The organism is Candidatus Uabimicrobium amorphum (assembly GCF_009002475.1).
Lineage (GTDB): Bacteria > Planctomycetota > Uabimicrobiia > Uabimicrobiales > Uabimicrobiaceae > Uabimicrobium > Uabimicrobium amorphum.
In genome coordinates, this window is sequence record NZ_AP019860.1 from 5,108,456 (window position 1) to 5,121,407 (window position 12,952).

A 12,952-nucleotide genomic window follows, 5' to 3' on the forward strand; every position below is an offset into this window, starting at 1 on the left:
TAGTGAAAAAACACTATGTGTCTGGATGAGCGAAATTTACACTATTTTTTACTTGTCATTTTTGGCGTTTTACGCTAAATACATTCGGCACATATTTATTACGAATTCTATTTTGCTAGTAAAATGTTTCCAAAATGGAGTATAATGTAGTGTCTATTTTGGAAATTGATGTATACCCTAATAGGAGATGGCAAGATTTTTCTTGCTAGAAATGCTTATGGAAATGCATAGAAAATGCTCTTGTAAAGACTGGAGAGTTTATCCCGGAAAATACAAATTAGCAACTATGTTTGTCAGTACTTTACTACTGGCCGTAGTTGCTGGTGTTGTTTTTGTAGGGTGGAAGCTCGCAGGAGACATAGAGGCATTAAAAAATAATCCTTCTTTATCTACTCCGTGGGTAAAAGAAGCTTTAGGAGCACTTGTGGGATTGGTCGTTTTCTCACTGTATGCGCTTTTTGTGTACAAGCTTCCTAAACACTTTAGTTCATGGGGAAAATCTATATGTCCGAAATGTGAAAAAGGTTACATTGTACGCCGCGGTGTAAATGCGGTAAAAGCAGTATTCTATTTCGCCGACAACTTTTTGTTTCGTGAAATTTTAGTGCCGATGTTTCGCACCATCACCTTTCAACATTTTTGGCGCAGCGGATATAAAACCTCTAAAGGGTTTATCTCCAAATTTTTTACCTTTATCTTGCAAATCTTTTTGTTTTTCGGGGCGATACCGTTTTTGATCTTCTTACTTGGTCAGGATAATATCGTTGGTTTGGTGTGCGCAATAGCTGTACTGTTATACATCATGTATACCATTGTTGCACGGCGCAAATCCGAAGACTTGGACTACCAAAAAAGTGTGGTTCTTTTGATGATACCGCTATACTACGTAAGTATGGTAGAACTATTTCGCTGGGCGTTTTTGTTTTCTCCCGAAGCAGTGATCTTAGTTCCGGATCGTTCTGATTTCCTTTTTCTTGGAATTCAAAACTTTATTCGCACACAGCTGTTTTTAGACTTACTAGACGCAGTAAATGTGGTAAATCTTGAGGTGAGTGGATATCTATTTTTGGGCGCCACTTTCTTAACGCGTTTGCTTTTGGACATTGCTGTGATTTCACTTCTTATTAAGGCAGGTGTAGAAAGTTACCGCCGTACTTGGATTTATTACCATACCGGACGTCAAGTACAAGACGTAACCTCTAAAGAAGCCCTATTTGATTTGGAAAACTTAGTGGTTGTTGGTAACCCGAGTAAAATAGAAGAAGTACGCCAAAAACTATCTGAGGTGATGCGTGTTTTGGGCTTGGTGAAACCATATGCCGAAAATGTACATCAAATGGACGACTCAGAATCGCGTATTCAGGCGCAAGAATGCCTTAATCAACTCTCGGGAATTCATACAGAGTTACAAACGGAAAAAAGTTCCGCATCTACGTCGTGGTTAGGTAATGGTCTATCTGTTGTCTTTGTGGCGTTGTGGGGGTTCGCTTTTGTTTTGGGAATTCAATATTTTATTGACGAGATCATAAAAATTGAAATCAAAGAACTCATGGAAAAAGCAGAGACGCAAGCCTTCCAACAAGATCCCATCGGTCGTCAACAATTATTTGACCGCGTCTTACAAAAAGATCCTAGTCATGAAGAAGCGATGTTGAAGTCTTCGGATAACTATTTAAAATTAGCGGAACTCAATGAGAGAGTATATAGTTATCAACAAGCGCAAGTGGATATCGACAATGCGTTCAAATATTTGCGCAAAATTGATAGAGACACAGCAAAAATTGAGGTGAATTTAAATCAAGCGGACAAGGGAAAGCTCGAAGAGAAGCGCCAAAAGCTCGTCGATAAATCAGCAAAAGCATATACCATTCGCGGTCGTTTGTTCTTTTTGCAAAACGACATGGAGCGGGCTCTCGAAGAATTGCGCAAGCGCCCCACCCAGGATACGAGTAGAATGTTGTTTGATATTCAACTATACAACGCTTCCTCGTATCTATTTACTCCACAAGCACCTGAATATTTTGCTTTGGCATCTCAAGAGTTGGGATTTGATTTAGAATATGAATTCCTATACATCCAAACACTTCTACAAAGTATACATTCCGCGTATAAAAAAGACTTTTTAGAATTCATTACGCAGTTGCAACCCATCGTTGAACAAAAACCGCAATCGTTCAATGAACTTTATCCCGCTTTTGCCAACGCCTTAGCACATGCTTTGGTGAGACAAGGTGAAAAAAATTATGCGGCAGCTTCTAAGTTATTCAAAGAGGTATACAGTAATGAAGCTTACACCGGTAAGGCGAAATATAGCGCCCTACTTGGTATGGCCAACATGTACAATTTACGTGGTCAATTTGCCGATGCAAAAATAATATTGGACAGATTACTCGAAGATGCAAACGCTCCACAACTAGAAAAGAAAATTGCTCTTCTTGTCAAAGCTACTGCTTCCTTGCAACTCAACGAAAAAGAGCAAGCACATAAAAATATTCAGACAATTATCAGTGGCTACACGGATATTCGCGATCGATATCGCAAGCAACTTTCAAATTATATCACGGGTCAGCTAAGCGCGGATGAGCTACTAGATGAAGCGCAGAGTTGGAACATTGGTATTTCAGAAAAACAACATACTCTTTGCTACTATTACCTGGGCATGATGAAGTTGGTGGAGAAAAGATATGACGACGCGGCCATCTTTTTACGTCGATGTGTTCAACTAAACTTAAATTCAATGCCTGAAGTAATACAAGCAAAGCAAGAGTTAGAAAATTTGCAAATTCGTTTCGAAGGAAAGTCTTATCAATCCGAGTTGTTTTTTAACGATGTTTACCTTTCGCATTTGAATAAACTCACACGTGAGCAGATTAAAAATAAAATTAACCCACAACATAAGACGATCGCCGCGTTAGAGTTTTTACTAAGCACCAAATATGATCGCGAAAAAGTGGCGGCCTTGACCTCTATTGCATCTCATGGTTCCCTTAGTGACGATGAGTTTCTACAGTTAATTACCAAGGCTTTACAAGAAGAAGATGCCGATTTAAAAATAGCCGCTTTAGAAAACCTCAAAGTTCTTCCACGCGAAGCATCTTTGAAGATAAAGGATGCTGTTGTCGCTGAACTTGATAATGACAATGAACTCGTACGTCGAAATGCTGTAAAGGTGCTAAGTGTTCTTCGCGAAGTAGAACCGCTCATCGCTGCATTGCAGAACGAAGACGAATACATACGTCGCGATGCCGGGTATGCACTTGCTAAGATGAAAACAGATGCTACCCCAGCCGCTGAAGCTCTAGAAAAAGCACTTGATGACGATCAAATCACCGTACGCGATGCTTCCTTTGCTGCTGTGGCCGTTATCGAGGCTCAAGCAGCGGTTCCTATTTTGCAACGTCTTGTGGCAAACACCCAGCACAAAGATACCGAATTGCGTATCAAAGCGCTACGTCGTATTGCAAGTAACCATCCACAAGCTTACCTTGAGATGAAAGACAGCGTTACCCCTACATTGGTGAATATACTGATGAAAGGTAGTAATGAACAAAGTAGTCGTTGGGCGGCCATGCAACTCATTCGTATTGGCGCCGGAGATGATGTACTAGAAGCAAATGAAGTACGCCCAATGGTGAAAAAACGTTTACTAGAACTTGTCAAAGCCAATGATCCACAAACCAGATTGGCCGCAGCGAGTTGGTTCTTACATTTTCATGAACGTTGGAATGACGATGTCACACCTGCCGTTGATGTTTTTATGTCGCGTTTGAAAAACGGTACGCAGCTTGAGCAGCAAGCGGTGGCCGAAATTTTACTCAAAGAAGATCGTGTTTCTACAGGTGCCGCTGTTGTTTTAGATCGTGCTCTACGTAGTAAAGACAACGACATGATAAACTTAGCGAAAAAAATCTATGTAGACAATGTGATCTCGACGGATTTTGAGCACAAAATTCAAAAAGGTTTTGTGGAATCTTTGGTCAAGTTAATCAGTGACAATCATCCTGTCAGACCTATGGCCACGGCTATTCTGACAAAATACAAAAGTGACGACCCTGAAGGTGTTGTTCCTAGTTTGTTACCACTACTGTTGACAGATAATGCGTTTGTTCGCGAGAACTTACTCGAAATTTTAGACTTAGAAAGTGGTGACTACAATGCGACACAAAGCGATGCTGACATTCTCGTTTCGGGTCTAGATCAAAGCTTAGAAATTAAAAAGTTGGTATTGCAAATAAGCCAGTCTTATGGTGTCAGTCATGAGAAAATGTATGCGGTATGTATGTCATTGATTGATAATGAAGACTTTGCTATTTCTGCATCTGCCATTCGCATCTTAGCAAATTTTCCAGACCGCAAAGATGAAATCATGGCGAAGTTGTTGCCTATCCTCGAAAAAGAAACCGAAGATCCTTATGGGGATGACGATGAAGGCGATGACGACGATGGTGATGATGACGAAGATTACGGCGACGACGATGAAGACGATACTGACGATGACGAAGGCGACGACGACGAAGATGCCGATGATGATGAAGACTACGGTGACGACGATGATGACGATGCTGACGATGACGAAGGCGACGACGAAGATGCCGATGACGATGAAGACTACGGCGACGACGATGATGACGATGCTGACGATGACGAAGGCGACGACGAAGAAGATGCCGATGACGATGAAGACTACGGTGACGACGATGATGATGACGATGCTGACGATGACGAAGGCGACGATGAAGAAGACGACGCTGATGATGACGAAGGCGACGACGACGAAGATGCCGATGACGACGAAGACTACGGCGATGACGATGAAGACGATGCTGATGATGACGAAGGCGACGACGAAGAAGACGACGAAGAAGATGACGAAGACGACGAAGAAGATGACGAAGACGACGAAGAAGATGACGAAGACGACGAAGAAGATGATGAAGATGAAGCGACAGAAGAGACAAAACAAGAAGCGGCGTTATACACTGTCGCGGTATTCAATGGCTTCGACTATCTACACAACATGGCAACTCGCTATCCTCATTTGACAGAATCTGCGATTTTTATTGCTTTTGAGGTACAGGAAAAACTTGAGTTAGAAGATGCCGACGCAATGTTGTACATCAGTAAATTTTTCACCAGTGACGATGAAGATATTGTTCTGACCGCTCTGGGTGAAATTGAAGCCGTCGAAGGTGAAAGACAAGCGGCACTTACAGGATTGAAAACATTGCAGAACTCCGACAATGTCGAAATTCGCAAATTAGCACAAAAACTTGTCTTAGACATCGAAGGCTCTGGAGACATCAACCTCATCATTAAGTGGTTAGACGACGAAGACGAAGAAATTCGTTTGATTGCCATAAAAGCGCTGAGTAATACCAAGATTAAATCGCAGTCCGTGGTGCGCAAACTTGCACAGAAACTAACAGATGAGTCCGAAGATGTGCGAAATAAAGCCGAGGAAGTATTGGTGAAGCTAGGAAAGCCCGCTGTACCAGAGGTCTTTAAATACACAACACATCCAAAGCCACAAGTGCGGACGGTTGCCATGGATACATTGGGAAAAATGGGGAAAGTAGCACACGCAGCAACAGTGAAACTGATGCAACAGTTGCGTAAATCTCCACCACAAATGCACTCAATGATTCTAACAACTGTTTCAAAGATTGCGACACCAAAGGAACGTCGATACGTTTTAAAACCATGTAAGTACATTTTGAGTAACAAAAAGTTTACGGCAGATCAAAAAGTTCTGGCGTGGGTAATTGTTGCACAAGTAGGCTTGAAAACCAAAGCTGTGGATTCTTTGATCGCACTCCTGGAAACAAAGCCGGAAAATCAGTTCTTTATTATTAAAAACTTGCAAGAAATTGATGCGGCCTACACCGTTCAATATCTAAAGCAAGTTATTCGCCGCCGCTATGGTAGCATTAACGTAGTTTCTGCTATACGCATTCTAGAGCTTTTAAAACAAGACGCCAAGTCGGCGATCCCGGTTTTAAGAGAAATGGCCATAGACCCCAATCCTGAATTTAGCGCCGCAGCGAAAAAAGCACTTACTGTAATTGATCAATAGCAATAAAAAAGAGAAAGGTCATTTGACCTTTCTCTTGATTTTTTTAATCTTCGCCTACGCAAAAGACGATTTTTTCTTACCACAACCCAATATCTATCTCTACTGTCTAAACAATGCATCGTAAACATCCTACGTCTATGCTATAATTTAACATCAAATTACGAAACTGCATCGATACAGACATACTCAGGATGGCCGCATCACATGAATGTATTCTACTTCACCTCCCACTTTCTAAGCAGCTACTGCAATCGCAAGTTTCATATTACGCACCGTTTAGTCCTCATTGGTATTTGCTATATGTATGCACGTATTATCCTCATCAATACCGCACTATTTTTTTCGGCAAAATCTCAAGAAACTACTGTGGCTTTGCTATATACAATAGTCGTTTTTATTTTACATTGCCTAATATCAACAATACTGATAGGTGCCTCTAGTCAAAAATTTTTTGAACGGTTTGGCTGGTGGTTATTTTTTGTTGCCGTTGGTGTAACATACGAATTTTTCTATCATCTTACACTACGAGAGATCAAACGCTGTGCCCAAAAATAAACCTACCTTTTGCTATCAAAAATAGGGCGTGTCATCAATTAAAGTTTGTTTAATTGATGACACGCCCTAATAAAAAATAAAATTTTATAGACAAATTTTTTCTTTTCTGTGTCTCTTTTGTAGTGACGCAATTTCAGCGTTAGTTAATATAGACGAAGCTTTAACTAACAGAACTAATATTTATCGAGTACATATATGAAATGGTGGAAAAGTAAAAGAGCACAGTTGCAGGATATTTTTGAGCAGTATTGTGGCGCTATGTCATTGTATGCTTGTAGCTTCCTGGGCGATTTTCAGGCCGGAGAGGATGTTGTTCAGGAAATTTTTATGAGTCTACTGAAAAACGAAAATGTGCCGGATTCTCCGAAAAGTTATCTCATGCAAGCGGTACGCAATCGTTGTATGAATTATCAGCGTGTGGTGAAGTTAAAATCGCTTAATGAGGAAGTTTCCCAAGTGTGGTTTACGCACCCGCTGGAGAAAGAGGAAGAACGTGCGACGTTAACAAACGGATTGTCTTCTCTTCCACAAGAGCAACGAGAAGTTGTGGTGCTAAAAATTTGGGGAAATTTGACCTTTAAGGAAATTGGTACTACGGTGGGAATTTCGCCGAATACCGCGGCTTCTCGTTATCAATATGCTCTCAAACATCTAAAAGACATTTTTCATTCTCACGAGGTGATTTCATGAACGACAAGCAATTCGAACAGTATTTACAAACATTCGAAGCCAAACCTTCGCCTGCTCTGCGTCGTAAGATTTTTGGTACGCAAAACTATTGGTCGTATATTAGTGTCGCGGCACTTTTTGTCGTTAGTTTTTGTGGGGTGTGGTTTCTGGCTTTTGATAAAGCAACACCACAACCACCTGTGGTGGCCAAAGCGAAACCACAAATGCACAAAGCACGACTTTCTTATATGCGTCGTCAGGTAATCGTTACGGGGGAAATCCCTGACTTTACTCAAAAAGACTCTTCTTCCTTTTCGCGCCAATTATACAAAGCTTCGTCGCGAAACCTTTCGGATTTTAGCAATAATTAAGGAACGAAATTATGAAATGTATGATATCTATTCTTTGCATAATGAGCTTTGTATTGGCCGATGATCAAACACAAAATGCGGCGGTAATCTATTGGAAAGCGACAGCACTAACAACAAAGGACCTTGACGAAAAACACAAAAATAGTTCTCAATTTGCACAAATGGCGCAAAATGGTGAGCTTGGTAAACTGTTTTCTAACAACGAAACGGCGATCCGCGAGGTCACCAAGGCATCTAAATTGTCACATTGTCGTTTTGTCTTACCGACAGAATACAAAGAGGGTGGAGATATGTTGCTGCCACACCTTGCCAAAATGATGGAGCTCTCTCGACTGGTGGTATTAAGTGGTTTACATTGTGCTTCACAAAAAAATTGGGAGACAGCGGGAGAGAGATATTTAACGGCAATGCGTTTTAGCCACCACCTGAGCCAAGATCCAATATTGATCTCTTATTTGGTGAGCTATGCTAGTTTGGGAATGTCATTGTCGGCGATTCGCAATACGCATCTCCATGAGGATTTTCCACAGGATCTCGCGAAGGCGACACAACAACAACTGGGAAAAATGCTACCGGATATGAATTTGAACAAACCTTTTAAAATGGAAGCACAATATTTTTTAGCACCTTATCGCGAGAAATTACAACGCAATGACCTCAGCGGTGTATGGCAACTTCTTTCGTTTTCCTTAAGTGGTGAACATAAGGAGTTCATTGATAAGCTCGCTGCAAAAGATACCTTTCCGCAAGCGCAAGATGTGAAGAAACTCGCTTCGCTGTTTGGTGTTCCTACAACAGAAATTTCTACTCGTGAAAAGTTGGCTCAGTATATGACCGGCGGGTTAGATGCGTATGTCACACATGCACATGATATTGCGGCGATTTGTCAGTTACCTTACCGCTTGGGTAAGCAGAAGTACCAAGAGTTGAAGGATAGTTTGTCGCAAAAGCACTTTTGTGTACGCTTTATTTCTCCCATGGCAACTTACGAAACGCAACTACGTATGCATGCGAATATTGCGATGACATCTACACTGTTGCAATTGATTTCTCGTTATAGACAAAACCAAAATTTTCCGGAGTCTCTACCGCAAAGAACCATTGGCATGTATTCTAGTGATGACTTGCAATACCAAAAACAAGGTTCTGGTTTTGTGTTAGAACTCGACGAGACCGTGAGTGGCCGCAAATTTGTTTATACGGTCACGGTGAAAGATGATACTTTACACTGGGATTGTCGCAAATATGTGGGGGAAAAAATAAGCGAGCAGGAAAAATACCCGCGATAGGAATAGTTTGATTTAAGAAAAGAGTATCGTTTTCGTATTGGTGCCCTCACCATCGTCTTGTAGATTTCAGCTACGCTGAAAGCAACAAGCCTCATGCCTCTCCCACGGGAGAGGCGTAACACGCTTTAGTTTGTTTTTATTGTTTTATTTGTTGCAGCCAAAGTTACAACATTTTGTTATGCATCAGTCCTCGCGTTTTTTTGTGATATTCATATCCAAAGAATTGTCATTCAGGATATGTCCAAAAGAGATACGATCGTACTCTATGTGATAGGGAATACCAGAGGTGGGATCTTCAGCGTCATACGGTAGATTCATTGCCAAACTTTTGAAAAGTTCCTCGTTGCCTTCAATGATTAGACAATCATCGACCACGCGAATCTCGTTTTTCGAATCGGAGAACACTAATTTTAAACCATTCAGTGCTCTGTCATAAGGAGACGGATCAAAATTAGTGATCAAATTTACTTCACAATGTTTATCCACCAAGCAACGTTCAATGACATCCACAAAATCACGTAGCTGCTGTGAACTACCTTCCATACTGAGTTCTTGAGTCAAAAGACTATAGCTAACTTCTAACAAATTGCTCTCTCCTAATGTTTTCCACCTACGGATACCACCGCGAAAATGATTACCAAAGTTCTGTTATAACAAACGCAATATGCGAAACCAGTTCTTGTAGGCCATTTTACATAAGTCATCTTCACTATATCCATTCTCATGTAGTCGCGCAATTATTTTTGGCAAACCAGTCACATCCTTGACACCTTTTGCCATGTACATACCATCGAGATCGGAACCAAAGGCAACGTGGTCAACTCCTACTTTTTTCGCGATATAATCAAAATGTGCGACGATGTCCTTTAACGACGTATTGCGATTGATTTTGCCGTCTTCTCGGATAAATGGCACGCCTAAATTTATGCCGATCACACCTCCAGAGTCAGCGATGGCCTTTATCTGGTCATCGAGTAAATTTCGCGGTGAACGGCAAATTGCGTGTACATTGCTGTGTGTGGCCACAAGTGGTTTTTGTGATATCTTTGCCACGTCCCAAAAACCTTTTTGATTTAGATGCGATACATCCACAACGATACCTAGTTCATCGCATCTTTTTACCAATTCCTTACCTTTGTCGGTTAGGCCGGGACCAATATCCGGTGTGTGTGGAAAAACAAATGGGACTCCAACACCGTATTGATTGGGACGGCTCCATACTAGTCCCAAAGAGCGCAGTCCTTTTTCATAAAAAAATTCAAGCTTATCCAAATCGATAATTGCTTCGGCCCCTTCAAAATGTAGCACTATTGCTAGACATTTTTCTTCATAGCACTTTTGTAAATCACTGGCGTTTTCAAAACGAAAAACTTGTGGATGTTCACAAATTTTCTCCATAAACTCGATCATCTTACAAGTATGTTGGTACGCATATATGGTGTCCAGAGCTGGGGCTAGTTTACTCTTGTCGCGAGATGTGGCTTTTTCATCGGGCGCAGGAACAAATACCGCAAATAGTCCTCCCATAAAGTTTGCTTGCTGGAGGCGTGGAAAATCAATATGCCCTACAGTGTGCATATCAAAAAAAGATTGGCGCTCATCATGCCGATAGAAAAAACGTGCAAGGCTATCGTTGTGTCCATCAAATATAGGTAACGAGTTTTTATGGAACATCTATATCTCCGTATATTGAAATTGATAACTATTTTTATACATCCAAAAACAGTAAATTGCCAGCGAAACGTTCTTTTTTTCATTTTGACTTCATCTACAAATTAGATTACTCTAGATCTATGTTCTTTTACATAAGGAGTTTAAAATGATAAGATACACAATATTAGCCGCTCTGTTGTCGTGTTTTCTGTTTGCGGGTGAAATCAATTTACTCGATGCACAGCGCGGTGGTGTGAAACTTCAATGGAAATTGGAGTCTTTCAAAGTTCAAAGTGGCGAAAAGTATAGCAAGGTAGAATTTCCCGGTGGTAGTGGCTTATATGCCGTAGGAAAGCCTAGCATACCTAGTCAACAAGCATTCATTGAAGTTCCCCAAGGTGCGACTATTCGCGTGCGCATTTTGAATGCCACAAATGAAATTGTGGAACTGGAAAAGCCTTTGGCACCAGCACAAGAGCCACAAATTGATACCGTGGGGGAGGAAAAATTAGTACGTACTTTTCATATGGACCGCGATGCTTACGGTTCTGATGAACTTTTTCCTGCAAATTCTGTAGAAATTGCCTATGATGGTATTATGCGTGGTCGTCGTTTGGCTTTGGTACGCTTTAATCCTTGTCAATACATTGCCAAAACTCGCGAACTTGTGGTGCATAAAAATATCGAAGTGGCCATTGATTTTGAAGGTGGTAGTCGTACATTGGCCAACACCGATGGCGAAATGGACGCGATTGCCAAAGGTTTGGTACTCAACTATCAACCAGCGCGCAACACAAAAAATATCTCCACCTATTTGATCTTGACCACCCCTGAGCTGCAAAAACACGCACAAAGTTTTGCGCAGTGGAAAAACCAAAAAGGTCTACAAACCAAAATCGAAGTTCTTTCTAGTCGTGCCTCTTCGCAAGAAATTCGCGCGACCATCAAAAAACATTATCCAGAAGTGGCGTTTGTCACCCTAATCGGCGGACACAACCTTATACCTCTTTCCAAAGACAATGCGAATCGTCACCCTTTGGGAGAAGAAAATTGCAAAATTCTCGGTCTGAAAGACGCTTCTGTACCCAGTGATCTTTACTACAGTTGCTTAGAGGGCGATGACTATTATCCAGATGTATACATTGGACGTATCCCTGCACGCAATCAACAAGAAGCCGATCTTTTAATGCAGAGAATCGAAAACTATCAACGCAAGCCGCCACGTGGTGATTGGCAAAAACGTTTTCTATTATGCGGTGAGTTCCAATACCAATATTCTAAGAAAAACGTCGCCGAGCGACTATTCTGTGAAACCGCTTTTACCATTCATCATAGCTTAAACAAATTTTATACTTTCCCGGAAAGAACCATTGGTGCTGGCTCTAGCGGTCTAGGACACCTCGAATATTTTTTCCGTACCACAGCGCAAGACGATCCCGCAAAACCAGGAACCTACCGCGATCGCATTCGCGATGAACAAGGACCTGTTGTTGGCTGTCGTATGCCACAAGAGTGGACGAAAAATATCGTATCGTCTGTTGAAGCACGTGAAAACACTCTAAAATTTTGGGAAGAAGGTGCTTTTTTAGTGCAACATCGCGATCACGGATCTATTACAGGATGGGGAAAGCCACCTGTACATAAGCGTGATGTTACCGCTCTTAAAAACGGCGACAAGCTTCCGGTTCTTTTTTCGATCAACTGCTTAACAGGACAAATGGACTATTCTAGCGATTGTTTTGTTGAAGCCGCTCTTAAAAATCCAAATGGGGGAGCTGTGTCGGCTTTAGGTTCGACAAGAGTGAGTTATTCATGGTGGAATGACCGTCTTTGCGATGGTTTTTATACCTGCTTGTACGGAACAGAAGTTTACGATTGTTTGGACACTGGTGTTCAACTTCCGGCGAAACATTCTTTTTCCAAAAAGCTTGGTGTGGTTCTTAACTTCGGAAAAATGTATTTGGCATTGAACTATCCAAGTAACCCGTTTGGAACCGCTTACGATTACACCGAAACAGAGTTCTATCTATTTCACTGCATTGGTGACCCTGAAATGCAAATTTGGACAGGTACTCTACAAGATCAGCAAGTAGCGCAAAAACGTAGCAAGGACAGTTTAGCTTTACAGGTAAGCAACAAGAATACACGTAAAGCAATTGCGAACGCTACTGTGTGCTTGTATGGTGAGAACACGCAAATTGTGGTAAAAACCGATGCCCAAGGTAACTGCACTTTACCTACAACAGCAAAAGGTACTTTTACTTTGACAATTACCGGTGAAAATCTTTATCCATACCAAACACAAGTTACTATTGACTAGTTTATTCCTTGTGGTAGGTACA

At 41.3% G+C, this 12,952-nt stretch carries 8 protein-coding genes; 6 read left to right on the forward strand and 2 right to left on the reverse strand.

The genetic code is table 11. From position 1 onward, the window contains the following. Window positions 1-217 precede the first annotated feature (217 nt). From UABAM_RS33485 to UABAM_RS18505, 5 genes are all read left to right on the forward strand, one after another. Window positions 218-6,073 carry a HEAT repeat domain-containing protein gene (locus UABAM_RS33485; RefSeq protein WP_173013406.1) on the forward strand — a complete coding sequence of 1,952 codons (5,856 nt, stop codon included), beginning with the start codon at window positions 218-220 and terminating at the stop codon, window positions 6,071-6,073. A gap of 204 nt (window positions 6,074-6,277) precedes the next feature. Continuing rightward, a complete protein-coding gene (locus UABAM_RS18490; protein ID WP_151969488.1) occupies window positions 6,278-6,628 on the forward strand; it encodes a hypothetical protein in 351 nt (116 codons plus the stop codon). 195 nt (window positions 6,629-6,823) lie between these two features. Then, the gene (locus tag UABAM_RS18495; RefSeq protein WP_151969489.1) at window positions 6,824-7,318 is read left to right on the forward strand and encodes an RNA polymerase sigma factor; all 495 of its coding nucleotides are present in this window, start codon (window positions 6,824-6,826) and stop codon (window positions 7,316-7,318) included. Then, complete coding sequence (locus UABAM_RS18500; RefSeq protein ID WP_151969490.1) at window positions 7,315-7,668, forward strand: hypothetical protein; 354 nt, start codon at window positions 7,315-7,317, stop codon at window positions 7,666-7,668. Before UABAM_RS18495 ends, UABAM_RS18500 begins: the two co-directional genes overlap by 4 nt. A gap of 11 nt (window positions 7,669-7,679) precedes the next feature. Continuing rightward, on the forward strand, window positions 7,680-8,957 hold the full coding sequence (locus UABAM_RS18505) for a hypothetical protein (RefSeq protein ID WP_151969491.1): 1,278 nt from the start codon (window positions 7,680-7,682) through the stop codon (window positions 8,955-8,957). A gap of 183 nt (window positions 8,958-9,140) precedes the next feature. On the opposite strand, the gene UABAM_RS18510 is transcribed toward UABAM_RS18505, so the two are convergent. Both UABAM_RS18510 and UABAM_RS18515 read right to left on the reverse strand, forming a co-directional pair. Next, a complete protein-coding gene (locus UABAM_RS18510; protein ID WP_151969492.1) occupies window positions 9,141-9,542 on the reverse strand; it encodes a hypothetical protein in 402 nt (133 codons plus the stop codon). A 63-nt stretch (window positions 9,543-9,605) separates the two neighbouring features. Next, on the reverse strand, window positions 9,606-10,631 hold the full coding sequence (locus tag UABAM_RS18515; protein ID WP_151969493.1) for a dipeptidase: 1,026 nt from the start codon (window positions 10,629-10,631) through the stop codon (window positions 9,606-9,608). A 145-nt stretch (window positions 10,632-10,776) separates the two neighbouring features. On the opposite strand from UABAM_RS18515, the gene UABAM_RS18520 reads away from it, so the two are divergent. Next, window positions 10,777-12,930 (forward strand): C25 family cysteine peptidase, encoded by a 2,154-nt coding sequence (locus UABAM_RS18520; RefSeq protein ID WP_151969494.1) that lies wholly within the window; start codon window positions 10,777-10,779, stop codon window positions 12,928-12,930. The last annotated feature ends 22 nt before the right edge of the window (window positions 12,931-12,952 follow it).